Source organism: Lactobacillus sp. CA30L (assembly GCF_059900845.1).
Map to the genome: position 1 here is coordinate 200002 of NZ_JBWXGB010000004.1, position 25244 is coordinate 225245.

A 25244-nucleotide genomic window follows, 5' to 3' on the forward strand; every position below is an offset into this window, starting at 1 on the left:
TGCTGGCAATTTTACTAACGTGTTTCTACTTTTGGAAGAATAATTACCATATTAGAAATATGAATCATTATTTGATACAAGCCCAGGAAAATTTAGTCATACAAAGAAAAAATGTTAAGTATTATCGACGTCAGCTAAAAAAAGCAAATGTGGATAGTGCAGCTAGAAAAGAATTGGGTGCAGACTTTAAAGAAGTTCAAGCTGATGTTAAAGAAAGTCAAAAACTCATCGCTGCAATCCAGCAAAACAAATGGCAAAATGCATATCATATTCTAATCAAGCAAGAAAAGGCTGATTTGGCAGATGCTAAACGTAACAATTTAAATGACACAACATTAGCAGTAATAAAACGGGATCTTTTGCAACTAAAAATATTAGCTCAAAATAACTTACCTGAGGAAAATGAACACTATTCCGTTAAAGGTGGATATTTCGTATTAGAGATGATGCAGGAAGTTCTTCCGCCATTAGCTGTTTTGGCCGTGATCTTTATTTTGACGAAGTTGTTTTCCGCCGGCTACTTTGAACGCATGCGTCTGGGCAACCTCCTTCCGCAAAAAAGGCTTGTCTTCACTGAATTTGCTAGCGGTTCACTCATTGGCTTTGGTTATTTCCTGCTTGCCTTCCTGCTGATTTTTCTTCTGCCCAGCATCTTCTTTGGCACCGGCAACTTTAACTACCCGATGATGGGCATGAATGCCGGGGCCAAGGAATATACCTTCACACCAATGTATCAGCTGTTTTTGCCGACCTTAATTCTGGAACTGTTTAGTTTTGCCTTTATTGCGGCTGCGGTCCTGCTCATCGTGCAGCTGTTTAAGAATAGGTTACTGGCTTTATTTACAGCCGTACTAATACTTATCGGCGGCATGGTGCTGCCGCAATACGTGGTTACCGCACGCGCTTTTGCCCAGTTCCTGCCGATGAGCTACTTCTTCGCCCTGCAGCCCGTCGACGGCATGTTTGGCATTAGTAACGCCTACGTGTTTGCGGATGAAACGCAGTTGGTCACCTATCCGCAGGTTAATTTCACAAATGGCATCATAGTCTTGGTGCTGGGAACTGCAGTGCTTTTGTTTTTAAATCGGCTTATGGCTCAAAGAGCCCAGAAAGGGAGGAAAACCAAATGATTGAAGTTAGAAATTTAAGTCTCACTCTGCGTGAACCTATTCTCAAAGATACCACTTTTACCTTTGAAGACGGCAAGATCTACTTGCTGCACGCGCTCAACGGCACGGGCAAGACCAGTGTCCTGCGGGCCATGGTCAGCCTGCTTGCTCCTAGCTCCGGTCAGGTTTTGTTTGGCGGGCAAGAATTTGCTAGCGTCAAGAGTCAGGTCTTTTACCTGGAAACCAGCGACTGGTTCGACAAGAATCTCTCGGGGCATGACTACATGCAGTTCGTCAAGAGCGAGTGGCACTCGGAGCAGGACCTGGCTGCAATAATCGCACGCTGGGAGATGGCCGATTACATCAAGACGCCAATCAGGAAGTATTCGCTGGGCATGAAGCAAAAGCTCGTGGTTGCCCTCTACGAACTGAGCGACGCCAAGTACCTGTTAATGGATGAAATCAATAATGGCTTGGACGCTGATAGCCGGCAGGTGCTCTACCAGGAACTATCTGCTTTAGCACGTCGCGGCAAGCTGATTATCATGGCTTCGCATTACCAGGATGAGGTTAAGGCGATTGTCGATGAAACGCTGACCCTGGAGCACCACCGACTGGTGCGGGGGTAAGACCATGGCTTATTTCAAACTGCAGCTTAAGAAGGTGCTGAAGAGCACCCTGACCTGGCTGGCTCTGGGCATCGTGCTGCTGGTGGCCGGGCTGATCCTGGGCTATAACGCTGCCAGTGGCGGACAATCTTCAATACGAACGCAGGCAATGCAGACTCTGAACCGCAGGGAGCAGGGGCAAGCAGGTCTGCCGGAAGGCAGTGGTCAGGCTAAAGACGAGCAGGCCATTCTGACGGCCCTGGATGAGGGCAATTGGCGCACGGCCTACCGGCTCACCATCCGGCAGAATAAGACGCAGGCGGCCCGGGTCAAGATTGGCGGCGACGGGCTCAAGCAGGAGGCCAAAAAGAAAAACGCCCGGCTGCAGGCACTCATGCGGGCGAATGTGCCCGAAGAAGACGAACAGCGACCCAAAGAGGGCTGGCTGTTCCTGTTCAAACTCATGGAAGGCTTCCTGCCGGCCCTACTGATTGTCACGCTCTGCTTTATTTTGAGCAATTTGTTTGCGGCCAAGTACGTCGACCAGCTGAACAGGGCAACCCTGCTGCCGAGCAATCATACCGTGGCTCTAGACCTAGTCTTGGGTCTGCTGGTGGCGGGCGGACTGACCTTATTGGTGGGACTAATTATCTGGGGCACTAGTAGCCTGCTCTTTGGGCCCGGTTCGCTTGCCTACCCGCTTCAGGGCATTATTTTGCCAAGCGGCCTGGAAGCCCAGTACCAGCCGCTTTCCGCCTGGCTGGCGCCAACGCTGATTTTAACAGCCCTTGCCGGTACCTTCACTGTGCTCCTAATTCTGCTCTTGGCACAAATCAGCCGCAGCCAGATGAGCTGCCTCTTCCTGGCACTAGTCCTACTTCTAGGTGGAGCAATCCTGCCACTGATTTTGCAAGCAACGCAGCAGCAGGCGGGGGCAACGCAGACGTCGATTGCCCAATACCTGCCGATGACCTACCTGCTTGCGGCGCAGGTGGCAACGGGAAGCCTGGGTACAAGATTGCGGGCACCGCAGCTCAACTTTACCACGGGCTGCCAGGTCCTGGTAATTGCGATTGTCGTGCTGGTCGTCCTCAACTTCTTGTGGCCCCGACTGGTCCGAAAAAGCAGGCCACTGCTGTAAATTTTAAGATAGCCAGCCCAATCAATTTTTTACAGAGGCCTAACGCCCGGTATGCAACCGGCGTTGGGCCTTTTTTTGCCCTGGGGGATTGCAAGGGCGAGGCGCCGGCAGCAACTTATGCGCCATAATTAAAAAAACATTAGTTAATTAATTTTAAATACATTTTTAATTAATTATGTGCTATTATTAGTGCTATGAATTCGTGCAAAGCAGCACACACCGGTCTATTTTAATTTCTCATCTTGGAGGGTATTATGACCATCAAATCATTCTTCAAAACGCTGCCCAAGCTCCTGTTGGCGGGCATACTGGTGACCACTATCATCGCCTCTTTCGACGGCGTGATTCTGTCCTACGTCATTTCAAACGTGACGCGCTTCAACCACAACTCAACCGTTGCACAGGTGGTCACGTACGTTGCGGCCAGCATGCTAATCTGGGGCCTCATTTATTTTGCCATGGCGCTCAAGCAGGTCCTAATCAACCAGGCCGTCAAGCTGCTCAACATCAAGATCAAGAACAGCTTTGTGTACGACCAGGTCGCCAAGCCGGACTTTAACGCCGAATCCTCCGACAGCGTCTCCAAGATTTTCAATGATTTTAAGCTCGTGGAGACCAACTACTTTGAGACTTTCTTCGAGTTGTGCGGCTCGCTCCTGATGGGCATCGTGTCCGGCTGCTATATCCTCTACCTCAACCTGCCGATTGGCATCTTGTTCATCCTCTTTTCACTGGTGCCGATGCTCTCGTCCAAGCTCTTCGGCCGGGTGCTGACCGCGTCCTCGACAACCTGGCAGAAGGACAGTGGCACCTACCTGGGCAAGGTCACGGACCTGTTCAAGGGCATCCAGACCATCAAGACCTACTTGGCCGAGCGGGCGATGTTCAGGGACACCGAGAACTACCTGAAGCAAACCGAGAGTTCCTACAAAAAGATGAACGACTACCAGGCCTGGGCCATCTTCGTCAGCGCCGTTCTGTCCGCGTTCAGCTTTCTGCTGCCGCTGGGCGCGGGGTTAATCTTCGTCATCAACGGCCAGGCCCAGGCGGCGACAATCATCGCGATTTTCCTGGCCAGCGACCGCGTCGTGGGCCCGTTCAGAAACGCCGCCCAGTACCTGAACGAGATGAAGACCACCGACAACATCAGGAAGGGCCTGAAGCTTGAACCAATCGAATTCACGCAGCCCCAAGAAAATCGGCTTGCGGCACCCAGCATCAACTTCGATAACGTTTCCTTCGCCTACGCGGGCAAGGAGCCGCTGCTGCGGAATTTAAGTCTAACGATTCCCTTCAGGAGCAAGCTCCTGATCACGGGCAAGTCCGGTGCCGGCAAGTCAACCATCTTCAACCTGATTGAGGGCTTCCTCAGACCCACGAGCGGGCGCATCGTCCTAAAAGACGGTACCGAAGTGATTGATAACGTTGCGGATGCGGGCGAATTGGCTTACATCAAGCAGAGTCCGTTCCTGTTCAACGACACCCTGCGCTTCAACCTGACCCTGGGCCGGCAGTTCAAGGATGAGGACTGCCTGGCGGCCCTGAAGGAAGTCGGTCTGCTAACAGAACTGGGCACTGACTGCCTGGACAAGAACTACGGCGAAAACGGCAACAGCCTGTCGGGCGGGCAGAAGCAACGCGTCGAGATTGCACGGGCCCTCCTTTATGACAAGAAGATCATCTTAATCGACGAGGCCACGTCGGCCCTGGACAGCGAAATGAGCCGCAAGGTGCAGCAGGTAATCAACAACCTGGACTGCACGGTGCTGGAAATCGCCCACCACTATGACGAACAAGTGTTCAAGGACAACAACTTTAAGCACTACGTACTACAAAATGAAACACTCGACCGGCAGGACGATTAGCGGCTTAGCCCAAGCCAGCAGCATGCAAAAAGCAGGACCAGCACTACCAGGTGCTAATCCTGCTTTTTAAATTGCAAATTATGTTGGTTAATCCAAAACCGTTCCGATCCAACTCTTCTGACTATTAATTGAGTTGGCGATCCTATCTAAGGTTAAAACCCTTCGGGAAGCGCGGCTTCTTGCCGTTGTACATCACGTACGTTTCCAGCGGACTCTTCTTAGCCGAATGATTGTAGAGCTTGAACAGTTGCTTGGCCGTGTACCGGGCGCCCCGCGGGTTCCTGATTGTTCCGCTGCCGACGGCTTGAATGTGCTTGAAGCCCTGACCGATGCCGGAACTCTTGCGCAGGCGGTAGTGGCCCAGCTTGACGGCAAAGCCCTTGCGGTTGCCAGCCTGCTGCACAATCCTGCTGTTGTGGATGTTGAAGTGGCCCAGGTCGACCCCGGCCAGCTGCGGAGTGTTTCTGAACATCTGCGTTGAGTCGATCAGCTTCGGCGTGTGCCAACCCTTCAGGTTGACCTTGACCAGGCTGGTGCAGTTCTTGAACATCTCGCTGGTCCCGGTCAGCTTGCGCGTGTTCCAGCCGCGCAGGTTAACCGTCTTCAGGTTCGGGTCATTTCTAAACATGCGGTCGGCCTCAGTCAGATTATCAGTCTTAAAGTGATGCAGATCAACCTTGACCAGGCTCGGGTCATTTTCAAACAGGCTATACATCATCTTCACCTTGCTTGTGTCCCAGCCCTTCAAGTTGACGTTAGTCAACGCGCTATCATCGGCAAACGTGCTGGCCATGAACCGCAGGTTGGCCGTCTTAAAGGTGTGCAAATCAAGTGTCTTGACCTTCTTCAGGCCAGAAAACATGTACGCGATGCCATCAACATTGCGCGTTTCAAAGTTCTTTACGTCCAAACTAGTAAGGCTGTCGCACTTACTAAACATGAAGCTCATGTCCGTGACCTTGGCCGTCTTAAAGCGACTCACGTCCAGGTTGGCTAACTTGGCATCCTCCGCAAACATAGACTCCATGGTCGTCACATTGCGCGTGTCCAGCGACCGCAGGTCCAGGTGCTCTATCTTGCCCATACCAGCAAACATGTGATCCATATTGGTCACCTTTTTGGTGGAGAAACTGGCGATGTTCAGGCTCGTGAGGCTTAAATCATACAAAAACATGCTGGCCATGGTCGTCACGTTGTGCGTATCAAAATTGTGCAGATCCAGGCTGGTCAGATTGCCCATCCGGCTGAACATATTAGACATGTTCGTTACCTGGCTTGTGTCAAAGGAGCCGACGTCCAGCCTTGACGCTGCGGCCCCCTGGAACATGCCGGACATGTTCGTCACCTTGCCCGTCTTGAAGCCCGCCACATCGAGTGCCTGGGCCGCGGCATTCATGAACATGTTGGACATGTCGGTGACGTTGATGGTGTCAAAATGCGTCAGGTCCAGCTGCGGCGTCTTGGTGCCGGCAAACATGCCGGACATATTGGTGACCGTGCGCGTATCAAAGTTGGCCAGTGCCAAGTTATTGATTGCGGTCTGGGAAAACATTTTAGACATGTCGGTAACGTGACTGGTGTCGAAGTCGCTGGTGTCAACGCTGGTCAGAAACTCATCCTTCTCAAACAGACCGGCCATGTTGGTCGTGGCGCTGGTGTCGACCTGGCCCATGCCCTTGATGTCCTGCAGGTATTCAAAGTTGGCGAACTTGCCCTTGGCGTTCACGGGCAGCTTGACCGGACCGTTGATCACGATGTGGTTAACATTGTAGTGCCAGGGTAATTCCTGGGCAAGCGGCGTGCTGGACAGCTGGCTGCCCTTGGGACCACTAATGGTCAGCGTCTTGGTGACCAGGTCGTAATTCCAGTTGCAGTCGCCGTCCTTGCCCGTCCACAGGCCCAGGCCACTGCCCGTACTGCTAGTTGCCGGCTGGGTTGCGGCGGCTTGGGTAGCAACCGCCGCCCCGCTCACGCCGGCTAGGATCAGCGCAGATGCGGTCAATCCGACGCCCCATTTGGTAAATTTTTTGCTTGAGGTGCTCGGTTTCATTATGAATCTCCTTTTTATCTTGCCTCCATTATAAACTCATTGACGCGCAAAACAGGTTACAATACCAGCTCTTGTTAGCACAACTATTAGCGTGGGCGCACAGATCTAAACAATATCATCCTGCCCGTCGACCTGGTCCAGCTTCCAGCCGGTCATGAAGTGCTGCTCGCGTACGCTCCGCAGCGCGCCGTAGTCGCTCTCCAAGCTATCGATGGCATCCTGCAGCTTCTTGTTCTGTTTGCGCAGCCGGTCAAGCTCGGGATCATTGACCACGCCCTTCAGGTGCATCTTAGCCGCCAGGGCCCGCCGGTGGTGGTCGAACTCGCCCCTGAGCGTCGCCAGCGCATTCTCATACTTCACCAGCTTCCGGTTGACCTGGGGAATTTCGTCGTTGAGCCTGACGAACAATTCGTAGGGCATGTTGGACTTGATCCGGTTGCACTCTTGGCACGACAGAATCAGGTTGTCCAGCTTGTTGTTGTGCGACAGCGAGACCGGGTCCTTGTGGTCCACGCTGCGTCCGCGCCGGCCGCAGTACTGGCAGCGGTAGTTATACTTGGCCCGGATGCGCTCGCGGTCAATATAGTCGACCTCGTTTAACTGAAAGCTGACGGCCAGACCCAGCTTTTCCAGGTTCTGGGCAAAGGTCAAATCCAGCCGCGGGACAAAGTCGTTTTGCCCCTTCTCGCTGTCAATCACGGCCTGGTTGAAATCGCGGCGCGACAATTGCTGACGGGCTAGCGTGTTGCCGTCATAGTCCTGGATGAAGGCCTCGTAGCGCTTGCGCAGGTCTTTTTGCGCCACCAGAAAATCTGCTCCGTCCGCGGCCGTGCTAGAGCCCACAAAGGTATAGAGCAGGCACTGGGCAAAAGTCTCAACCGCGCTATTAGCAAAGTCTTCCGGGTCTTCGCCGCGCTGGATGCACAAATCACAGATGCTGGTGAGACGCGGATTGACCAGCCCTAGTTGCTTAAAATGACCTGAATTCATGCGTAAGCCGCACCTGCTGCACTGAAATTTCACTTTGCAATTATCTCCTTAGACGAACGCCATAATCTACTGTCCTTGCCCCATTTTATCAAAATCCGGCCAGAAAAAAAGGCGGGACTACTTACGCAATCCGCCTTTTAGTTTTAATTTAGTAACAAACTACTTGTTTTCGTCTGCCTTGGCCTTGTTCAAGAAAGCAACAACGGCTGCTACGTGAGCAACACGCTTCTTGCCGTTTCTCTTGTTCTTAGGTCTTTGGCCCGGTTCACAACCGGTGTTGTAATTTTCACCTTTACGCATAGTACTATACTTCCTTTCAGATTTTCGAAAATCTTATATAGTTTACCACGTCAAGCCTGTTCAAGCAAGGCTTGCCTGCAGCGGACCGGGCTAAAACGCAGCCGCCGTTAAGGCCCCCCACGCGTTCAAGCATTATAAGTTTGCGTGCTCGTTAATCGTAACGGCACCGTCAATCACGCCGCTATCATCGGCTAAATTCAGCGCCGTGTTCTTCTCATCGACGACCAGGCTATTCTCAAGAAACTGCATTTCGGCGGGGCTGGTGTAAAGGTCAAGCCCCGCATTGTTTTCCACCTTAACGCTAAAATCTGGATCCTTCTGCGCCAGGATGACGAACTGGAAGTTGGCACCAATTGTGCACGTGCCGCCCACGCTTGAATACTTGTTAGACCCATCATTGAGTGCCAGCAGGACAACCTGCCCGTCTGTCACCTTACTCTGCAACTTTGCCGCAGCCGCCGGCTTGATGTTCATTTTCACCGTTTCAGAATTACTCATGTTGAGAACCCCCTTAATCTTTGCATGTTTTTTTAACTATAAGATATATTAGTTATAGGTGTCAAAATATCTGTTTATGGGCCCACATCTGGGGGAATGAAAATTAATTATTGCGAACCATGAAAAAAAAGCTCAAAATGTAACATAGTGATAACGATGATTGTAACTTGTGAAGGGGGACATTTTATGACCGTCTTGAAAAAAACCTTTAGCGATAAAATTTTACAGATTACTGCTGTAGTAACGATTATCAGCCTTTTTTTTGCAAGGCCGCGGCTTGGAGATATTAACCTGCATACAATATTTTCCGTCGCTGCGATGCTGATTATTATCCAAATTTACGCTTATTTGCATATTCTAGACGTTTTAGCATACAAGTTGACCAGCATTGCCGATAATATGCGCAAGCTGAACATACTGTTCACGCTGCTGGCAATTATTTCGGGAATGTTTCTCGGCAACGACATAACAGCGCTTACACTGATACCCCTGTACCTGAATATCGCCAAGCGCTGCGACTTGCCCCAGATCCTGCCGGTCACCCTGATTGGAATGGGCGCCAACATCGGGGCCGCATTCACGCCCTGGGGCAACCCCCACAACATTTTTCTTGTCAGCAAGTACTCCGTCGGCGCCATCGAGTTCTTCTCCTGGTCTTCGCCCTACCTGCTGGCCGCACTGGTCATCACCTTCGTCATCTTCCACTTCATCCCCCGCACTAAGATTCCCGTGCAGGATACCAAGCAGATCAACATCAGCATCCGGCCCACGGTTATCACGACTGCCGTGTTTGCCCTGTTCTTCTTGGGCGTCTTCAAGGTTATCAACATTGCGATTCCCATGGTCGTAGCGTTTATTCTGGCCCTCCTGATCAACCCCCAGATCCTGCTCAAGATTGACTACGCCCTGCTCCTAACCTTTACCTGTTTCTTCATCTTCATCAGCGATATCCAGCAGATCCCGCTGATTGTGACCATCATTGACCAGATGATCAACTCGGAGAATTCGACCTACTTCACGTCGATTATTTCGAGCCAGATCATCAGCAACGTGCCCGCCACCATCCTGGTCGGCAAGTTCACCCCGTACGCCCAGGCCCTGTTCTTGGGCACCAACATCGGGGGCTTCGGTTCACCGATCGGGTCAATGGCCAACATGCTGGTCCTCAAGACCTTCACGCAGAACGCCACCGTCTCAAGGAGCGAATTCTTTAAAAAGTGGTCGCTCATGCAGTTCATCGGACTGATTATTTTAACAATTGTCGGCTGGCTGCTGCTTCTGTTATAAGCGCCCGCTCCCATTTATCAAGCTTTGCTTGCGATTGCCGTGCAGGGCTTTTTTTATATTCAAAAGGGGTATAATCAGTTATAATTGAGTGATATATACCAGGAGGAAAAACAATGAATTTAATTTGGATAATCGTCATTATCGCTGTCTTATTAATTGCCATCTACATTACCATCTACAACGGCCTGCAGAAGGCCAAGGTCTACACCGACGAATCATGGAGCCAGATTGACGTGCAGCTAAAGCGGCGCAACGACCTCATCCCCAACCTCGTCGAGACCACCAAGGGCTACGCCAAGCACGAAAAGGAAACGCTGGAAAACGTCGTGCAGCTGCGCAACCAGTTGACCAACATCCCGAGCGGCGAGCGGGCCGAGACCCTGAAGGTGTCCAACCAGATTTCCGACGCCCTGAAGTCGATCTTCGCCTTATCCGAAAACTACCCCGACCTAAAGGCCAACCAGAACTTCCTGAAGCTGCAGGAGGAACTGGCCAACACGGAAAACAAGATTGCCTACTCAAGACAGCTGTACAACTCATCCGCTGCCCTTTACGACCAGAAGCTCCTGACCTTCCCGTCAAACATTGTTGCCGGCATCCACGGCTTCAAGAAGGTTGACTACCTGCAGACCAGCGAAGCAGAAAAAGAAGTGCCACAGGTTAAGTTTTAAGCGCTAGGTTAAACTTATGTTATTTCAGCAAATTGCCCGCAATAAACGCAAGACGGTTGGCATAATGATCATGTTTACCATCATTTTGGCGCTGGTCGGCGCGGGCCTGGGCTACATCTTCAGTGACCGGCCTGTGTTGGGGCTTGTCATCGCGCTGGCAGCCAGCGTAATCTACATGCTCATCATCCTGCCCAACCCCGCAAACATGGTCATGAGCCTCAACCACGCCCGCGAAGTTACCGAGGCCGACAACCCCGAATTATGGCACGTTGTCCAGGACATGGCCCTCGTTGGCCGGGTGCCCATGCCCCGCGTCTTCATTATTGCCGATAAGAGTCCCAATGCCTTTGCAACGGGTCGCGACCCCGACCACTCCGCCGTTGCGGTCACGCAGGGCCTGCTCGACATGATGAACCGCGAGGAGCTCGAGGGCGTTCTGGGCCACGAGATTTCACACATCCGAAACTATGACATTCTGGTGTCAACCGTGGCCGCCGTTCTGGTCGGCGTCATCTCATTCTTGTCGGGCATGGCCAGCCGCTTCATCTGGTGGGGCGATGGCGATCGCGATAGTGATAACGACAGCGACAACAGCTTCGTCATGATTTTTAAAGTGGTAGCGATTGTCTTCGTGCTCATTCTTGGCCCCATTTGTGCCAGCCTGGCGCAGATGGCCTTGTCCCGCAACCGGGAATACCTGGCCGACGCATCGTCGGTCGAGCTCACCCGCAACCCCCAGGGGCTGATTTCCGCACTTGAAAAGATTGACGGTGCCAGCCCGATGAAGAAGGCGGATCCAAGCAGCGCCGGAATGTACATCGAGGATCCCCTGCGCAAAAAGCACGGCTTTACCCACCTGTTTGACAGTCATCCCCCAACGGAAGACCGCATCAAGCGCCTCGAAAAAATGTAAAAACAAAAAACGATGTCCCTTGAAGGGGATATCGTTTTTTTCTGTCATCAAATTGGGGTTATGGTATTTTGCCAGGGGGCCGTCTTGCTACTTCAAGTTGATGTTGGCCTGACGAAACAGTTCGGCGCGCATCTGCACCGGCGTTTCATGGTAGTATTCGTTAAACTTTTTATAAAAGAAGGACTTGCCGCTGTAGCCCACCCGGCGAATGATCTCCTTAACGGAAATATCGGGCCGCGCCAGCAAGTTGCGGGCCTCTTCCATCCGCCGCTCATCAACGTGTTCAACGAAGCTCTTGCCCGTCTTCTGCTTGACCAGGCTGGAAAAGTAATTGGGGTTAAAGCCGAAGTGCTTGGCCGTCTTGTCCAGGGAAATACTGGCGTAATTGTCATCGATGTACTGCTCAAGCGCCGAGACAACAAACTGGTGGCTGACCTTGCCCGCCGTTGCCAGGTTCTGGCTCCTCATGGCGGCAATAAAGAGAATGCTCAATTCCGCGCTAATAATGCTGCGGGCAAAGAGGTTTTGGTTGAGGTACTCGTTGATGACCTTCTTAAGCAATTGGACCGATACGGACATGGGCGTGCACTTGAGGTAGAGCAGGCGGTTGGTTCTCAAGGCGTCTTCCACCTCCTGCACCGCCTGCTTTTCCGGCCCTTCAAGACGCATACTGCCGCCAAAAAGCTGCCGCAAGTCCACCTGCGCACTGAGTTCAAGCTTCACGAGCAGGTCGCCAGGCGACTGCCGCTGCACCTCATAGCTGCTCTTGCCCTGCAGTAAGACGATGTTGCCGGCCACAAGCAAATAGTCCTGGCCGTTAATCGCAACGTGGGTCCTGCCCTGGGCCGCGTATAGGAGCAGCGCGTTCGACGTCTGGTAACGGTGCACGCCCACGTTATGGTTCTCAAGGGCAACCGCCAGCAGGTCCAAATCACGGTTGCCCGGACGCAGCCGCACCTCATTCGTATCCGCCTTAGTTGAATTCAGGATACTGGTCAAATATTGTTCTAATTTTACCGCCGCCATGCCTTCACCCTCTAACTAGCAATTTATTTTCATAATTTTAATTATAGCCTAAAACCCGGCGATAAGCCCGCAATTTTGCAGGGGGATGCGTTTGGCTGTTCCCGTCCCTATTTTCGGCGTGCGGCGGCGCTTGCTAGACAACCCAAGGACGTTTAGGTATAATTAACCTGAAAATACCGGGGTGCCGCTAGGCTGAGAACATACCCGTTGAACCTGCCATGGATAATGCCAGCGAAGGGAAAATTAATCTTTTTACGTCGTCAGGCCTTAGCCATGATGACTTTTTTTATTTGGTAACAAAATTGATTACAAGCACAAACCTCACTTTTTCATATGATGAAGACGATAAGGTCCTCACCAACGTCAACCTGCACATCCCCACCGGCAAGTTCACCCTGCTCGTGGGACCGACCGGCTGCGGCAAGTCTACTTTGCTCAAGATACTGGCGGGGCTGTACCCCAAGTATGCGGGCAGAATCAGCGGAAAAACAGACCTGAACGGCTTGAAGGCGGCCATGATGTTCCAGAGTGCCGGCGAACAGTTCACCATGGCCACGCCGCGCGAGGAGATCATCTTCGCGCTCGAGAACCTGCAGGTGGACCGCGCGCATTACAAGGAGCGGCTGAACGAAGCCGTGCAGTTTGCCCAGATTGACCACCTGCTCGACCAGAAAATCAACACGATGTCCGGCGGCGAGCAGCAGCGCGTCGCACTGGCTGTTTTGGTGGCGATGAACACCGACCTGTTTCTGCTCGACGAGCCCTTCGCAAGCTGTGACCCCCAGGCACGGACGTTTCTGATTGCCAAGCTCGCCCGTCTGCGCGACCAGGGCAAGACCATCATCCTCAGCGACCACGTTTTGAGCGGCTATGCGGGCGTCTGCGACTGCCTGTTCAAGTTCGCCGGCAAGTCCGTGATCCGTCTGGATGATAGCGCCATGAACCAGTTGCTGGCGGAAAACGACCACCATGGCGACGTGTACACGTTCGCGCTGCCGCAGGCGGGCGAAAACCCCTGCTTTGCCCTGAAGAGGACACAGGTCACGCAGAACCGGCTGCTGCTTGACCAGGACCACCTGGACATTCCGCGGGGCAAGGCCACGCTGATCACGGGCGCCAATGGCGTCGGCAAGACCTCGCTCTTCAGCGCGCTCACCAAGATGATTCCGTATTCCGGCAGCCTGACCTACCGCGAAAAGGAGATACGGCGGCAGACCGCCCGCACCTACCTGCGCCGCGTCGGGCAGATCTTCCAGACGGCGAGCGACCAGTTCATCAACATTACCGTCAAGGATGAAATCGCCCTGAGCAAGAAGCAGCGGACCGGCAGCTTCTTCACCGACAAAAAAATCAAAGAGGCCCTGGCCGACCTGGAGCTCGACGCGCTGCTCGACCACGTTGTCTACTCCCTGTCCGGGGGCCAGCAGAAGAAACTACAGATCCTGTTAATGCTGATTGCGGACCTGGACGTCTTGCTGATCGACGAGCCGCTGAGCGGACTCGACCACGAATCCGCCCGCCAGGTCATGACCTGGCTTAAGGAGAGCCAGAAGCAGCGGGGACAGACCCTGCTGATCATCAGCCACGAGCTCGCCGGCCTAGCAGACTGGTGCGACTACCACCTGGTCTTCAAAAACCGCCGTTTAACCTACGTAGACAAGTGAGGTACAACCATTGAATCCTAGTTTTAAATTTGTCCTGGCACTGATTATTTCCATCGAAATCTCGCTCAAGTCGAGCCTGTCTACCAACCTGCTGGTCATTGTTTTTGCCCTATTCTACCTTATCTACAAGCGCATTACGCTGTGCCAGCTCCTATTAACGCTGCTCGTCCCGCTGATTGCGGCCTTCACCGTCTTTGCCACGCTCTACTGGTTTGCGCCGCGGCCCGACCTCTACAACGCGTTCAGCCTGTCCAGCCGGATCTACGTCTACACGCTGACAATTTACTGCGTGGCGATTGACACCAGCCCGGAGGACCTGGCCCGCTCCTTTGAGCAGAACTTCCGCCTCCCCAGCAAGTTTGCCTACGGCGTGCTGGCAGCGCTCAACATCATCCCCCGCATGCGGCAGGCGGTCAAGCAGATTCGGACGGCCGGCATGATGCGCGGCGTCTACCTCAGCTTCTGGTCGCCGGTGCTCTACTTCAAGGCCATCCTGGTTGCGCTGAATTCCGCCGAAAACCTGGCCCAGGGCATGGAGTCCCACGGCTTTCGCGAGGGTGCCCAGCGGTCGGTCATCGTACGCGTCCCGGTCACAACACGCGACTGGCTGCTGGCCGGCATTATTCTCCTCGCTACCAACGCCGCGCTGTTCACGCTGCGCTGAGCGCTTTTATTTAACCGCTCGACTAGCGTTATAACGCCGCAGCCGGAAAAAGTGAAAAAATAATAATACGAAATAAGGCCCGCAATTTCCCTAACTTGCGGGCCTTTTTTTGATAATTCGATTGCTTTTCTAGGTACTTAATTATAAAATGATAATTAATATATTAAAAGCAACTAAAAAGCAGCTGGATTATTTAGCGTTAGCCGGCACTATTCTTATCGCAGAACGCACAAAGCAAGTAGTGGCGACTACTCTATTACATTATTGTCACTGGCTGTGATAATTAATTCAGCGGAGGCGAATTATGGAAAACACTATCGCAAACTTTTCACTCTGGACTTATGTCAAACGCAATCCCGGCAAGTATATAATTTTGGCTATTCTCTATCTTGGTTGGAACGTATCACAAACCGCCACCAGCATTTTTAACGGTAACGCCCTGACCGCGCTGACCCAGCGTAATCTGGCGGGTTTTATTACTGATACAGTACTAAACTTATTCAGTTGGGCCATTTTTTTGGTCTTCTTTTTTACCACTTCAAGGTATTCTGCTATTATCACAAAAACCGTTGATAACTCCATTAGGGGCGGACCTGGCCGGGGTAATTGGCCGCCAGGAATATGAGGGCTTCAACAACCACACAGAGGCCGATTACGTGTCCTGGTTTACTAATGATATTAATCAAATTAACGAAGCTGGTTTTATCAGTTTGCAGGAAACCTTCAGTAGCACGCTCCTGGCCATTGTTGCCAGTGTTGTTCTGCTTTCTTATAACGCGCTCTTATTAATAACAACCTTGGTGTTTGCCGTTGTGATGATTTTGTTTCCCCGCATTTTTAAAAGACAGCTAGAAAACTTGTCGCAGAAGCAGAGCCAGCAAAATGAGGTGTTAACGGCTAAGATGACCGATATTTTGGAGGGCTTTATCAACCTGCTCACGCTCGGTCAGCAAAAATTGCTGAATAAGGTGGCACTGGCCGTATCGGACGAGGCGGGCCAGGCCCGGGTTAACTATACAACTAAAATGTCCTTCTCCAATGTACTGGTCAACCTGATTAGCATCAGCGCCCAAACCATTTTAACAATTGAATCCGGCTACCTCGCCTTCCACCACCAGCTTCCGATTGGTGCCATTCTGATTGTCGGCTCGATGGCCGGCAACGTCTTCGGCAGCTTGACCAACATCAGCATTCAGCTGACTTCGATTCGGGCCGTTCAGCCTATTTTTGACAAGTACAACAAGCTGGCCGACACGCAGAAGCAAGATTCCCAGGGAAAAGAGGCTGCCCCGCTGGCCCGGCAAATTGCCTTCAGCGACCTGTCATTTGGCTATCCCGGCAGCGACCGGGCCATCTTGAACAATGTTTCGGGTACCATTAAGAAGGGCGACCGGGTGGCCATTGTTGGTCCGTCCGGCTGCGGCAAGTCAACCTTAGTGAAGCTGATTGGCGGGTTATTAACGGGCTACCGGGGCGCGCTCACCTGGGACGACAGCGAATACCGCGAGCTCAGTCTGAAGTCGCTGCACAGGCAGATTGCCTACATCGACCAGTCAGCCTATATTTTTGACGGTACCCTGCGCTACAACATTACTTTAGGCCGCGACGCAAGCGCTGACGCGGTGAACGCCGCAGTTGCGCGCGCCGGCCTGGAGCAGTTTGTAGCGGAGAGCCCGGGCGGCCTTGACACCGTGTTAAAGCACGCCGGCAACAACATTTCCGGTGGCCAAAAGCAGCGAATCGCGCTGGCCCGGCAGCTGCTCGGCAACCCGCAAGTCATCCTGGCCGATGAGATCACCTCGGCCATCGATGAAAAAGATGGCCAGAAGATCGAGCAGAGCCTGCTTGATTTGGACGGCGTAACCCTAGTCTACATTTCCCACCACCTGCGCCCGGAAATCGCGCAGCAGTTTGAGCAAGTGATTGAATTAGGATAAAAACTCCCAGTTGCCAGTATGATAAAAAATTGGTTTGCAAGTTTGCCGTGAACCCCGAAAGTAAAACAACTTCGGGGTTTTATTATGTCCAATCAAACCAAACAAGACCGGCATTACTTATGGTACGGACTGCCGCTGTTAATCATGAAGCCGCGGTAGATCTGCTCGATCAAAACCACGCGCATCAATTGGTGCGGCATCGTCAGCTTGCCGAAGCTCAAGAGGCTATTTGCCCGCTTGTTAACCGCCGGGCTGGTGCCAAGGCTGCCGCCAATCACGAAGGTCACGTCGGAGTGGCCGTACGTGGCCAGGTCCTTCAGCTCGCGGGCAAACTCCTCGCTGCTGCGCTCCTTGCCCCTGATCGCGGTGACAAAGACGTACTCCTTGTCCCTGATCTTAGCCAGAATGCGCTGGCCCTCGACCTCCTTAACCTGTTCCTGCTCAGCCACACTAAACTTTTCGGGCGCCTTTTCATCCGGCACCTGCACAAGTTCAACCTTGGCAAAACGACCAAGCCGTTTCTGGTATTCGGCGATGGCGTCCTTGAAGTACTTTTCCTTCAGCTTGCCCACGCACACAATCTTGATATTCATACTCACTATTTATCCCCCAATTCCCAATTTTTCCACCTGTTTTTTCCACAGCTGTGAATAAGCAGTTTCAACATTTTGTGGTCAATACCACTGCTAATCATACAAATTGTGTCAAGTACTTTATTTTATTTTTATCCGCAGGTTTTTTCCCCACATTTGTTTTTCACAGTCGCTTTTCACAAACTTTTTGCCCTCAAATACCGGTATAACGCAATGAACAACTGTTTGAATTAAATAATTTTCACTATTTATTACACACAACTCACAGGTTGTCCACAACCATCGAAGGGCTTTCTCACCCTTTTTATGCACAATCCACAAAGTTGTCCACAGTTATCAACAAAAAGATGCCGCATTTTTTAGCCTTGACAAGCACTAAATCCGAATGATTTAATGTTCCTCATAATTTTAGTTAGCAAAAAGGCTATACTAGTGAGCTCAAGCGCCCAGTATAGCCTTTTTAATGCTTAATTAAAGAATATTGCCAGGATTAGTTCGCCTGCAGCTTGACGTGCATGGTGAGCTCTTTTCCACTGCGGTTAACGGTCAGAGTCACGCTGTCGCCAACTTTGTGATTATACAAAATACTGTGTAACGAAGCCACGTCCGTGACGGACTTGCTGTCAACCTTGATAATCACGTCGCCGACCTTGAGGCCCGACCTTGAGGCCGCACTATTTTTGGTGACTTCCGCAATGTAAATGCCGCTCTCAAGGTTTGACTTGATGTTGAGGTGTTTCTTGTAGCTTGCCGGAATCCCCTGCAGCGCAATCACCTTGACGCCCAGCTGCGGACGGGTAATCTTGCCCTTCTTGACCAGCTGGTTGACAATGGTGACGACTTCATTGGACGGAATTGCAAAGCCCATCCCCTCGACCGAGGTGCCATCGCTTGACTGGGACAATTTCATCGAGTTAATGCCGATCACCTGGCCGGCAGAGTTGACCAGGGCACCGCCGGAGTTGCCCGGATTGATGGCCGCATCCGTTTGGATAACGGCTTGCTGGTTGCCTGTGGACGTGGTGATGCTACGCGCTGGTGCGGAAATTATCCCCTGCGTGACCGTAGAGGCGTATTCGCTGCCCAAAGGCGAACCGACGGCAATGACGGTCTGTCCCGCCTGCAGGCTCTTAGAATCGCCAAATTCGGCCGTTTGCGTGACGTACCCGGCATCGATTGACAAAACGGCTAGGTCCGTGGTGGCATCGGTGCCGACGATGCGGGCGTTAACGGTTTTGCCGTTGGAGAGCATGACCTGGACCTTGTCACTGCCGGAAACAACGTGGTTGTTGGTCACAATGTAGCCCTTATTACCCGACTTCATGTAGATAACGCCGGACCCCTCGCTGTAAGTCTGCAGCTTACCCTTGTTTTTGCCCTTGTTTTCATCGCCAAAAATATCGAATATCGAGTCGCTGGAACTACTCTGCCGCTTCATGTTGATTACTGAAACAACGGCACCCTTGACGTCGTTATAAGCAGGCGTCATTGCCCCGCTGGCTTTTGCGCTGCTTTTTGAAGTTTTCGCGCTGCCAGTGCTAATACTGGTCTGCGCATTATTATTTGAATTAGCGTTGTTAATCTGGTCAATGGCGACGTAAGAAGCGCCGCCTCCGATTAGCCCCGCAACAACGCCAACAATAACGGTCTTGCCAATACCACTTTGTTTTTCCATCGTATAATCTCCCTTACATGCTTTGTGCTTACTATACTATAAAGTGTTACTAAATATCATTAAATTTGTACTAAATTAGTCGGCTGGGTCGCATCCGCCAGGACTATTTTAACGTCACTGGGCAAATTCGCATCACCGCTTACAAGCAGCTGCTTGGCCGCATCATACGCCAGTTTAGCCGTGTTGTTGTGCTGGCTGCGGTGCGCCAAAAAAATGTGCTTGGTCTTGCCTGTTGCCACGTCGAGCAGCGCCTGGGCCGCATCCCTATTAGACAGGTGGCCCACGTCCGACAGGATCCGCTGCTTAAGCCCCCATGAGTAGGGACCGTTGCGCAGCATCATGTCGTCGTAGTTAAATTCCATCATGTAGGCATCGGCGTCCGCGATCACGTCCTTGACCTTGTGGGAGACATAGCCGGTATCGGTCAAAAAGGCCATCCGCTTGCCGCCACTGGCAAAAACATAATACTGGGGCGCGGCCGCATCGTGACTGGTCGCAAACGCCGTCACGTCAAGGTCGCCGAAGGTTCTAAACTGCCCCGGTTCGAGCACGTTGATCTGCTCAACCGGAATCTTGCCAATCTTTTGGCTTTCGCTTAAGTATTCCCAAGTGCCGCTGTTGGCAAACGCCGCAATCTGCGGGTAGCGCCGCATCAGAACCCCCAGCCCCTTGCTGTGGTCGGTATGGTCGTGACTCAAAAAGACCATGTCAATGTCCCTAATATCCACGCCGACCTCATTCAGCAGCTGCTTTGTTTTCTTGCCGGAAAGCCCGGCATCCATCAGAATCTTATGTTGACCGGTCTCTATCAGGCTGGTATTGCCGGTCGAACCGCTAGCTAAAACAGAAACACGCACGCGTTTTTTCCTTCCTAATTATTCTGTACATTATACGAGTTGCCCTGCAGAATCTGTGCAGTGAAGGCATTGACCCGCTTAATCATGACGTTCTTTGTCGCCTTGTTTTCAACCCAAATCAGCCATGTGGGTAGCAAAATCGTGTTGCCCCGAACGGCGGTCAGCTTGGAATAGCCCAGGGTAACCTTTATCACGCGCGAATTGTTGGCGATCTCGCGGTCCGTGTACATCGCCTTGACGGCGTGCCACGCACTGATGATCAGCTGCGGTTCGCGCACCGCCCTAATCGGCCCCATGTAAGAAATCTTGTAGTTGGCAATCTGGCTATTGCGCACGTTGATTGTCAACTGGGCCTCGCTGTCATAAACCTGGCCGTAAGCAGATTTTTGCACGTAGCAGAAGGTTTTGTCGTCCGATATGGTGGGCTCATAGGTAAACTGTTTGCCATAGGGGACGCTTGTCGGATCATTTTTAAAGTCCTCCAGCTGTTCCAAGATTTGTTTGCGGTTGCCGTTGAGCAGCTGCACGGACTTAGGCGTCCCCGTTAGTGCATTATCGCTTTTGGAATAGTGCGTGCTCACTGCGGTCAGGCCGCTGCTTTTACGGGAAAGATAATCGCCGTTCTTAGCCGCCAAATAGTAGCCGGACTGCTGCTTGTTGGAGACGTGGGGCGGAATGTCAATGCCATCAGCACGCATTTCGGCGCGGATGCTGATGGCCGTCGTACCGGCCGTGTTGCTCAGGCTGATTGGCGACCGCCAGATTTCAACCCCCAAATAGAGGTCGATTAACAAGAAAACAACGAAGAAAAGCCACTCAATTCTCTTGCGGTCCATCTTAGTCTCCTCCCTTCGCAGCCGGTTGGCTCGCCTTGTCCAGAGCGGCAAAATCCTGCTTTTCCCATTCTGCCATGCTCTTCCACTGGTTATAGGCCTTCACGTAATACGTCGGAACCAGATTGATCAGGTTATCGTGGCTGTTATCCTGCTCCACGTGGAAGGCAACAATCACACGCTGAATCTCCGTATGCCTAAGGCCGGCGTTAGACAGCCTTTGCATAGCGGCTGCGCTGGTCGGAAGCGTCCGCGTCTGCCCGTCAAACGGTATGGGAATCTGCAGGTCCATGCTGTTAAAGGCAACGTCCACGGCTTCCGGAGACAGGGACGTAGTCACCTGCGGGTTATGATCGCCCAAAAAGACCGGAATGCCTTCAATGTAGTTGATGTAGCTCACGGACTCGCCAACCGTATCAAAATAGCGCAGGTCTTGTTCGCTCAACCCCAGCTTATGAACATATTCGACGCTGTCAAGCAAGCGGTTGTTAACCGTCAGGTTCTTTTGCTTTTCATAACGCGTATAGCGGAAGTCGTGCCTGTTGGTCTTGGCCTCGGGCACGCGCAGTTTGGTATAGTAGTTGAGCGAATAGGTGGTCCAGCCCCTTTTACTGGACCGGGCCGTCACATTGTTAGTACCAAAAAGCCGCGAAACAAAGTAGGAATCGGTCTGACTGTTCGTCAGGTAGCTGTATACCCGCCAGCGTTCTTGCCTGGTATAAGAGACCTCATAACTGTCCTTTAAGCGGACAAACTTGACCGGCAGCTTGCCGTGTGCATTACGCGCATAGGTGCGCAGCCGGCTAAAGTCAGCCTTAACCAGTTTCGCCCGGTAAACGGTAGCAGTTTTGTCGTTGCCCAGGTAGAGGTAATGGTTGCTTGCAGACACGAAGATCCGGCGAAACTTTCTATCATCCTTTTTTAGGTTCTTCTTGGCGAACAGGTTCACACTAATCTCATTGGGAAAAGTCAGCTGAACATAGTCCGGACTGTTGAGCATCTGCTCGTACTTCTTAGGCGAGGTGCTGACCTCATCGATTCCCCGGTACTTAACGCCCTTTAACTCCCGAATAAACTCCAGGGGCAGGTTCTTCTTGGCGTCATAAAGCCGGTATAGCTGCCCGTCCTCATAGCCATAAGAACTGGTCGGGATGTACAAATTATAGATAATCCGATTGCGCGAATGCTGCGTTACACTGCTAGTCTGGCTGATGTGACTAAAGTACTGGTCGTTGGTCATAATAAAAATCCACAGGACAATCGACAGAAGAAAAACAAACAGGGTACCCACCAATAGCAGCACGTCACCAATTTTTAACTTAGACTTCATCCCAATCATCCTCCTCACTCATCGGCTCATAAGGTAAGGCAATACTAAAGATTGATCCCTTGCCTTCGCTGCTGCTTGCCCAAATCTGGCCATGGTGCGCCTCGATAATTTCCTTGGCAATTGCCAGCCCGAGGCCGGTTCCGCCCTGAGCCCGCGAACGGGCCTTATCAACACGGTAAAAACGGTCGAAGATCTTGCTTAAGTCTTCACGTGGAATACCCAGGCCCTGGTCGGAAATGTTCAGAATAATTCGATGCTGATCGTGATGCAATCTAACTGTAATTACGCCACCGTTAGGTGAATACTTGATTGCGTTATTCATGATGTTATCGATGACCTGCGCAATCTTATCGGTGTCAATCTCAACCCACAGTGCCTGAGTACCTAGGTCGCGCCGAATCGTGTACTTCTTCTTGCCCGCCTTTTCATCGGTCTTCACAATCATGTCAAAGCGGTCGAGGATGTGTGCAATGAAGTCGTTGAAGTTGACCCACTCAAAGTCAACCTTGGACACGCCCCGATCCATCCGCGACAGGCTAAGCAATTCACTAATCATCCGGATCATGCGCTCCGTTTCTTCCTGCGTAACTTGCAGGAACTTAGGCGCAACTTCCGGATCCTTCCATGCACCCTCGTTCAGGGTCTCAATGTACGCATGCATGCTGGTCAGGGGCGTACGCAGTTCGTGCGAAACGTTAGAAACAAACTGTTTCTGCGAATTTTCATTCTTCTGCTGCTCAGTTATATCGTGCAATACGCAGACACTGCCGGAAACAAAGCCCGTTACCCTCTTGATGAGGGAAAAGCTGGCATGCAATATCACCTCGTCGCGCGTGTCCTTATTAATAGTAACAACAATACCCTTCTGGCTCGAAATCAGGTCCTGGGAAGATTCCTCCAGACCTAAAACCGCTGCGATCGGCTTATTGATGATTTTTTCTTCCACCGTGTTCAAAAAGCTGAGGGCCATCTGATTAGCAACATTAATATTGCCGTGCCGGTCCGTTGCCAAAACGCCATCGCTCATGTGGGACAAGACGCTATCCAGGCGGCGCTGTTCGCTTTCCGATTCTTCCTGCGAACGTTCAATCCTGATGGACAGGGTGTTAAAAGCCTGGCCTAACTGACCTAATTCGTCGTTTGAATAGATTTTTACCTGGCTGGAATAATCCCCGTCGGCAATGTTCAGAGCCTGGCTCTGCATCTCCTCAATTGGCTTTGTGATCGCATGCGAGACTACCAGCGATAGGATTGCGCCCATCACCGCCGCAATCAGTGAGGTAACCAAGAACATGAGCGAAATGTTGCGTAGGTCGTTAAAGACCCCCTGCATCGACGCGCGAACATAGATTGCGCCAACAGTGTTGGCAGACCCGTTGCCTGCAGACAGAGGTGTTACCTGAATCATGTAGTCGCCGTGATTGTTCACCACCTTGGTTGCCTGCCGCCCCGTTGAGGTTACCTGCTTGACCAGACTGTTATTGACACGCTGACCAATCCGGTTTTTATCATTGAGGTTAGAGACCGCCCGAATGATATCCTTATTATCAACAACGATAATCTCACTGATGGTCCCAATACCGTTGCTGTAGTCGTTAACGATCCGGTTCAAGTTGCTATCGGTACGCTTGTTGTCCTTCAGCAGCTGGGTCGACAACTGGTTGGTAACGATCGGCAGCACCTGAATCGAAGACTGAAAGCTTTCAATGCTGTTTTGTTCGAGCTGCCGCGTAAAATAAGCCCCGATCACTTCAATCGTAGCAATAATCATCGCCATGAAAACGATGGCGAGAGTGGTGTTAATAGAAATTGTTAAATGCTTAAACTTGTTCTTGATTTTTTTCATGATTTACTAGGTGCAATATAAAAAGAAAGCCATGCACAAAATAATTGCGGGCTTTCTTCATTAGTCTTCAGTAGGCTGCTTGACATAATAACCAACGCCACGACGGGTCACTAAAACCTGCGGCAAGATGGGATTATCCTCGATTTTCTCGCGCAGACGATGGACGGTTACGTCCACGGTTCGAACATCGCCGAAGTAGTCGTAACCCCAAACGGTCTGAAGCAGGTGCTCACGCGTCATCACCTGGTCCATATGCTGCGCCAGATAATAGAGCAATTCGAACTCACGGTGGGTAAGCTCAATCTTTTTGCCCTCTTTTTCAACGATATAGGCGTTGGGCATGATCACCAGGTTGCCAATCTTAATGTTTTTGCTTGATGCATCTTCGCTGGCGCTCTCAACCTTCTTGGTGATGCTGCGCCGGCGCAAGTTGGCCTTGACCCGGGCAACCAATTCACGGTTGGAAAACGGCTTGGTGACATAGTCATCCGCACCCATTTCCAGGCCCAAAACCTTATCAATCTCGGTATCCTTGGCGGTTACCATGATAATGGGCATATCGTGTGTCTGTCTTACCTCGCGTGCAACTTCTAAGCCATCTTTTTTGGGCAGCATCAAGTCGAGGATCATCAGGTCGGGATTATACTCATCCACCCTCTTGATGGCCTCTTCACCATCGTAAGCGGTGTCGACGTCGAACCCTTCCTTGGTTAAATTAAACTTAATGATATCAGAAATCGGTTTTTCGTCATCAACAACGAGAATTTTTTTTGACATCGAAAGCCCCCTTTTCGTATATTATACTGGTTTTTAGTTTATTAGCCAAAAAAATCACCAAAACTTAATAAAAAGGCTTGCAATTTAGCCCAAATAATAGCATAATAGTTTTCGTTGGTTATGTAACAACACATTTGGGTGGCTAGCTCAGCTGGCAGAGCAACGGACTCTTAATCCGTGGGTCCAGGGTTCGAACCCCTGGCCACCCATCATAACATAAAACAGCAATCGGTGGTGATTGCTGTTTTTTTGTTTTGCTGCCTATTATGCGTAAATTAGTACACAGCACTGCCACCTTGCGATGTAGACCCAATAATTGCGGGCAAGGCAATTTTGTAACAGGTGCGCAAAGGTTCGGCCACTATAACTCTTTTCCTTTATGATACACAAATTAGGCACGTAAACTGCTTGCTATTTTAATGTGCCTGCTTAAGCCCACGCTTGTTTTGCATCAGCGCAAATTTTTACCCTAAAGGTCTTGTCAAACGGCAAAATAATTGCTATCATAATTAACTGTCAACGGAGTTTGACAACGGGTGGCTAGCTCAGCTGGCAGAGCAACGGACTCTTAATCCGTGGGTCCAGGGTTCGAACCCCTGGCCACCCACCA

General features: G+C 51.5%; 23 protein-coding genes, 2 tRNA genes and 1 riboswitch. Of the genes, 13 read left to right on the top strand and 12 right to left on the bottom strand.

Features of this window, described 5'->3' with window-relative positions; all coding sequences use genetic code 11:
* Window positions 1–149 precede the first annotated feature (149 nt).
* The 4 genes from AC2JF8_RS06390 to AC2JF8_RS06405 all read left to right on the top strand — a co-directional run bounded on the left by AC2JF8_RS06390 (window position 150) and on the right by AC2JF8_RS06405 (window position 4723).
* Window positions 150–1130 carry a hypothetical protein gene (locus AC2JF8_RS06390; protein WP_500762158.1) on the top strand — a complete coding sequence of 327 codons (981 nt, stop codon included), beginning with the start codon at window positions 150–152 and terminating at the stop codon, window positions 1128–1130.
* Window positions 1127–1738: an ATP-binding cassette domain-containing protein gene (locus AC2JF8_RS06395; protein ID WP_500762160.1), complete on the top strand. Its 612-nt coding sequence runs from the start codon at window positions 1127–1129 to the stop codon at window positions 1736–1738. Before AC2JF8_RS06390 ends, AC2JF8_RS06395 begins: the two co-directional genes overlap by 4 nt.
* Window positions 1739–1742: 4 nt before the next feature.
* Window positions 1743–2858: a hypothetical protein gene (locus tag AC2JF8_RS06400; RefSeq protein WP_500762162.1), complete on the top strand. Its 1116-nt coding sequence runs from the start codon at window positions 1743–1745 to the stop codon at window positions 2856–2858.
* Between the two features lie 254 nt (window positions 2859–3112).
* On the top strand, window positions 3113–4723 hold the full coding sequence (locus AC2JF8_RS06405) for an ABC transporter ATP-binding protein (RefSeq protein WP_500762164.1): 1611 nt from the start codon (window positions 3113–3115) through the stop codon (window positions 4721–4723).
* 142 nt (window positions 4724–4865) lie between these two features.
* Here AC2JF8_RS06405 and AC2JF8_RS06410 read toward each other — a convergent pair whose 3' ends face one another.
* From AC2JF8_RS06410 to AC2JF8_RS06425, 4 genes are all read right to left on the bottom strand, one after another.
* Entirely contained in the window at window positions 4866–6773 is a 1908-nt protein-coding gene (locus AC2JF8_RS06410; RefSeq protein WP_500762166.1) for a BspA family leucine-rich repeat surface protein, read from the bottom strand.
* Between the two features lie 105 nt (window positions 6774–6878).
* Window positions 6879–7796, bottom strand: coding sequence for an HNH endonuclease (locus AC2JF8_RS06415; protein WP_500762168.1), 918 nt, complete (start codon window positions 7794–7796; stop codon window positions 6879–6881).
* Between the two features lie 126 nt (window positions 7797–7922).
* Entirely contained in the window at window positions 7923–8063 is a 141-nt protein-coding gene (locus AC2JF8_RS06420) for a hypothetical protein (RefSeq protein ID WP_500762170.1), read from the bottom strand.
* 132 nt (window positions 8064–8195) lie between these two features.
* The gene (locus AC2JF8_RS06425) at window positions 8196–8561 is read right to left on the bottom strand and encodes an iron-sulfur cluster biosynthesis family protein (RefSeq protein ID WP_500762172.1); all 366 of its coding nucleotides are present in this window, start codon (window positions 8559–8561) and stop codon (window positions 8196–8198) included.
* Window positions 8562–8747: 186 nt separating this feature from the next.
* Here AC2JF8_RS06425 and AC2JF8_RS06430 point away from each other — a divergent pair, with 186 nt between their 5' ends.
* The 3 genes from AC2JF8_RS06430 (at window position 8748) to htpX (ending at window position 11432) form a co-directional block, all read left to right on the top strand.
* The gene (locus AC2JF8_RS06430; RefSeq protein WP_500762174.1) at window positions 8748–9848 is read left to right on the top strand and encodes an SLC13 family permease; all 1101 of its coding nucleotides are present in this window, start codon (window positions 8748–8750) and stop codon (window positions 9846–9848) included.
* A gap of 113 nt (window positions 9849–9961) precedes the next feature.
* Window positions 9962–10519, top strand: a complete 558-nt coding sequence (locus tag AC2JF8_RS06435) for a LemA family protein (protein ID WP_500762176.1) — start codon at window positions 9962–9964, stop codon at window positions 10517–10519.
* 16 nt (window positions 10520–10535) lie between these two features.
* Window positions 10536–11432 (top strand): zinc metalloprotease HtpX, encoded by an 897-nt coding sequence (gene htpX / locus AC2JF8_RS06440; RefSeq protein WP_500762178.1) that lies wholly within the window; start codon window positions 10536–10538, stop codon window positions 11430–11432.
* 87 nt (window positions 11433–11519) lie between these two features.
* Here the strand turns inward: htpX and AC2JF8_RS06445 are convergent, their stop codons facing one another.
* Window positions 11520–12458, bottom strand: coding sequence for a helix-turn-helix transcriptional regulator (locus AC2JF8_RS06445; protein ID WP_500762180.1), 939 nt, complete (start codon window positions 12456–12458; stop codon window positions 11520–11522).
* 167 nt (window positions 12459–12625) lie between these two features.
* A riboswitch (TPP riboswitch) is annotated at window positions 12626–12715 on the top strand.
* A 45-nt stretch (window positions 12716–12760) separates the two neighbouring features.
* On the opposite strand from AC2JF8_RS06445, the gene AC2JF8_RS06450 reads away from it, so the two are divergent.
* The 4 genes from AC2JF8_RS06450 to AC2JF8_RS06465 all read left to right on the top strand — a co-directional run bounded on the left by AC2JF8_RS06450 (window position 12761) and on the right by AC2JF8_RS06465 (window position 16723).
* Window positions 12761–14122, top strand: a complete 1362-nt coding sequence (locus AC2JF8_RS06450) for an ATP-binding cassette domain-containing protein (RefSeq protein WP_500762182.1) — start codon at window positions 12761–12763, stop codon at window positions 14120–14122.
* Window positions 14123–14132: 10 nt separating this feature from the next.
* Window positions 14133–14786, top strand: coding sequence for an energy-coupling factor transporter transmembrane component T family protein (locus AC2JF8_RS06455; protein ID WP_500762185.1), 654 nt, complete (start codon window positions 14133–14135; stop codon window positions 14784–14786).
* 304 nt (window positions 14787–15090) lie between these two features.
* Entirely contained in the window at window positions 15091–15411 is a 321-nt protein-coding gene (locus AC2JF8_RS06460; protein ID WP_500762187.1) for a hypothetical protein, read from the top strand.
* Entirely contained in the window at window positions 15356–16723 is a 1368-nt protein-coding gene (locus tag AC2JF8_RS06465) for an ABC transporter ATP-binding protein (protein WP_500762189.1), read from the top strand. The genes AC2JF8_RS06460 and AC2JF8_RS06465 overlap by 56 nt, the downstream gene beginning before the upstream one ends.
* A 113-nt stretch (window positions 16724–16836) precedes the next feature.
* On the opposite strand, the gene rlmH is transcribed toward AC2JF8_RS06465, so the two are convergent.
* The 7 genes from rlmH to yycF form a co-directional block, all read right to left on the bottom strand.
* Entirely contained in the window at window positions 16837–17316 is a 480-nt protein-coding gene (gene rlmH, locus AC2JF8_RS06470) for a 23S rRNA (pseudouridine(1915)-N(3))-methyltransferase RlmH (protein WP_500762191.1), read from the bottom strand.
* 490 nt (window positions 17317–17806) lie between these two features.
* Window positions 17807–18991: a S1C family serine protease gene (locus AC2JF8_RS06475; protein WP_500762193.1), complete on the bottom strand. Its 1185-nt coding sequence runs from the start codon at window positions 18989–18991 to the stop codon at window positions 17807–17809.
* A gap of 59 nt (window positions 18992–19050) precedes the next feature.
* Window positions 19051–19848: an MBL fold metallo-hydrolase gene (locus AC2JF8_RS06480; protein WP_500762195.1), complete on the bottom strand. Its 798-nt coding sequence runs from the start codon at window positions 19846–19848 to the stop codon at window positions 19051–19053.
* 14 nt (window positions 19849–19862) lie between these two features.
* A complete protein-coding gene (locus tag AC2JF8_RS06485) occupies window positions 19863–20684 on the bottom strand; it encodes a two-component system regulatory protein YycI (RefSeq protein ID WP_500762197.1) in 822 nt (273 codons plus the stop codon).
* A gap of 1 nt (window position 20685) precedes the next feature.
* Window positions 20686–22011 carry a YycH family regulatory protein gene (locus AC2JF8_RS06490; protein WP_500762199.1) on the bottom strand — a complete coding sequence of 442 codons (1326 nt, stop codon included), beginning with the start codon at window positions 22009–22011 and terminating at the stop codon, window positions 20686–20688.
* On the bottom strand, window positions 22001–23857 hold the full coding sequence (walK, locus tag AC2JF8_RS06495; protein ID WP_500762201.1) for a cell wall metabolism sensor histidine kinase WalK: 1857 nt from the start codon (window positions 23855–23857) through the stop codon (window positions 22001–22003). The genes AC2JF8_RS06490 and walK overlap by 11 nt, the downstream gene beginning before the upstream one ends.
* A 60-nt stretch (window positions 23858–23917) precedes the next feature.
* A complete protein-coding gene (gene yycF / locus AC2JF8_RS06500) occupies window positions 23918–24634 on the bottom strand; it encodes a response regulator YycF (RefSeq protein ID WP_500762203.1) in 717 nt (238 codons plus the stop codon).
* A gap of 136 nt (window positions 24635–24770) precedes the next feature.
* Between yycF and AC2JF8_RS06505 the strand changes: the two genes are divergently transcribed.
* Both AC2JF8_RS06505 and AC2JF8_RS06510 read left to right on the top strand, forming a co-directional pair.
* A tRNA-Lys gene (locus AC2JF8_RS06505) sits at window positions 24771–24843 on the top strand.
* A 325-nt stretch (window positions 24844–25168) separates the two neighbouring features.
* Window positions 25169–25244 (top strand) — tRNA-Lys (locus tag AC2JF8_RS06510).

Excerpts from the sequence above, each read along its gene's own strand:
- AC2JF8_RS06475 (WP_500762193.1), bottom strand. The coding sequence starts at position 18,991 with ATGGAAAAACAAAGTGGTATTGGCAAGACCGTTATTGTTGGCGTTGTT.
- htpX (WP_500762178.1), top strand. The coding sequence starts at position 10,536 with ATGTTATTTCAGCAAATTGCCCGCAATAAACGCAAGACGGTTGGCATA.
- AC2JF8_RS06395 (WP_500762160.1), top strand. The coding sequence starts at position 1,127 with ATGATTGAAGTTAGAAATTTAAGTCTCACTCTGCGTGAACCTATTCTC.
- AC2JF8_RS06485 (WP_500762197.1), bottom strand. The coding sequence starts at position 20,684 with ATGGACCGCAAGAGAATTGAGTGGCTTTTCTTCGTTGTTTTCTTGTTA.
- AC2JF8_RS06445 (WP_500762180.1), bottom strand. The coding sequence starts at position 12,458 with ATGGCGGCGGTAAAATTAGAACAATATTTGACCAGTATCCTGAATTCA.
- AC2JF8_RS06420 (WP_500762170.1), bottom strand. The coding sequence starts at position 8,063 with ATGCGTAAAGGTGAAAATTACAACACCGGTTGTGAACCGGGCCAAAGA.
- AC2JF8_RS06490 (WP_500762199.1), bottom strand. The coding sequence starts at position 22,011 with ATGAAGTCTAAGTTAAAAATTGGTGACGTGCTGCTATTGGTGGGTACC.
- walK (WP_500762201.1), bottom strand. The coding sequence starts at position 23,857 with ATGAAAAAAATCAAGAACAAGTTTAAGCATTTAACAATTTCTATTAAC.
- AC2JF8_RS06425 (WP_500762172.1), bottom strand. The coding sequence starts at position 8,561 with ATGAGTAATTCTGAAACGGTGAAAATGAACATCAAGCCGGCGGCTGCG.
- yycF (WP_500762203.1), bottom strand. The coding sequence starts at position 24,634 with ATGTCAAAAAAAATTCTCGTTGTTGATGACGAAAAACCGATTTCTGAT.
- AC2JF8_RS06410 (WP_500762166.1), bottom strand. The coding sequence starts at position 6,773 with ATGAAACCGAGCACCTCAAGCAAAAAATTTACCAAATGGGGCGTCGGA.
- AC2JF8_RS06405 (WP_500762164.1), top strand. The coding sequence starts at position 3,113 with ATGACCATCAAATCATTCTTCAAAACGCTGCCCAAGCTCCTGTTGGCG.
- AC2JF8_RS06435 (WP_500762176.1), top strand. The coding sequence starts at position 9,962 with ATGAATTTAATTTGGATAATCGTCATTATCGCTGTCTTATTAATTGCC.
- AC2JF8_RS06430 (WP_500762174.1), top strand. The coding sequence starts at position 8,748 with ATGACCGTCTTGAAAAAAACCTTTAGCGATAAAATTTTACAGATTACT.
- AC2JF8_RS06400 (WP_500762162.1), top strand. The coding sequence starts at position 1,743 with ATGGCTTATTTCAAACTGCAGCTTAAGAAGGTGCTGAAGAGCACCCTG.
- AC2JF8_RS06460 (WP_500762187.1), top strand. The coding sequence starts at position 15,091 with ATGGAAAACACTATCGCAAACTTTTCACTCTGGACTTATGTCAAACGC.
- rlmH (WP_500762191.1), bottom strand. The coding sequence starts at position 17,316 with ATGAATATCAAGATTGTGTGCGTGGGCAAGCTGAAGGAAAAGTACTTC.